Origin of the sequence: Clostridium sp. OM05-5BH, assembly GCF_003481505.1 — a bacterium.
GTDB lineage: Bacteria > Bacillota > Clostridia > Lachnospirales > Lachnospiraceae > Otoolea > Otoolea fessa.
Genome location: NZ_QULJ01000031.1, coordinates 1 through 1,130, shown reverse-complemented (window position 1 = coordinate 1,130; position 1,130 = coordinate 1). Strand labels below are relative to the sequence as shown.

At 55.2% G+C, this 1,130-nt stretch carries 1 protein-coding gene; it reads left to right on the top strand.

All coding sequences use genetic code 11. The features are described 5' to 3' along the window. Positions 1-66: 66 nt before the first annotated feature. On the top strand, positions 67-1,130 hold a 1,064-nt coding region (locus DXB70_RS13955; RefSeq protein ID WP_118673496.1), incomplete at its 3' end, for a ParB/RepB/Spo0J family partition protein.

The following is a 1,130-nucleotide window of genomic DNA, read 5'->3' as shown; positions in this document are numbered from 1 at the left end:
GGAACTTCCCACGGGGGCTTGACTGAAAAGTTGAGCCCCTTTTTTCATGCCAAAAACAGGAGGTAAATGCTTATGGCAGATGATAAAACCACAAAAACGCCGGAACAGCCGGTAACGGATAGCGGGCCGGGCAAGGAAACGCCTCCCGCTCCCCCAAAAGAGCCGGGGAAGGTTTCCGTTTCTCCGAAGCCGGAAAAAAAGACGGAACCAGAGGTAAAGACCCCACAGGTTTCTGTCTATAACTTCGCTGAAATTATGAAGGAAAAGAAAGTCGAGGAACGGGCGGCAGCTCCCGGCGTGGAAAAGCCTGACCCGGCAAAAGCGGAGAAACCGGAAAAGCAGCCGGAGGCTCCGAAAAAAGCAGAGGAAAAACCCAAAGAGCCGGAACAGCCGAAGCGCCGGGGCCGTCCCCCGAAAGCAAATAAGGACAAGGACGCAGCCCCGAAGTCCAAAGCTCCCGCACAGAAACCGGAAAAGGCGGTCAAAAAGGAACCGGAGAAAAAAACGGCTCCAACGATACAGGCCGCTCCCGCTCCGAAAGGACCCGAAAAGCCAAAGGATGCTCCACGCCGGGGCAAGGAGCAGATCGTCTATATCAAGCTGAACGAACTCCACGCCTTCAAGAACCATCCCTTTGAAGTCCGGGATGATGAAGAAATGCGGGCTATGGTGTCCAGCGTCAAGGACAAGGGCGTGACCCAGCCCGCTATCGTCCGTCCCCGTGAGGATGGCGGCTATGAGATCGTGTCCGGCCACCGCCGCCAGAAAGCCAGTGAGCTTGCCGGATATGCGGATATGCCCTGTATCGTCCGAAACCTGACAGATGATGAAGCCATCACACAGATGGTGGAGGACAATCTGAACCAGCGTGAAGAAATCCTCCCCAGTGAGCGGGCCAAAGCCTTAAAAATGCAGCTTGAAGCCATCAAGCACCAGGGCTCCCGCACTTCGGGCCAGATTGACCCGAAGGACGCAGGTAAACGCTCCAACGAGATCGTGGCCGAGCGGAACAAGATGGCCGTCAAGCAGGTGCAGCGGTATATCCGTCTCAATGAGCTGGTTCCAGACCTGATGAAGCTGATGGATGAAAAAAAGCTGGGTTTTACTACGGCGGTGGAGCTTTCCTATAT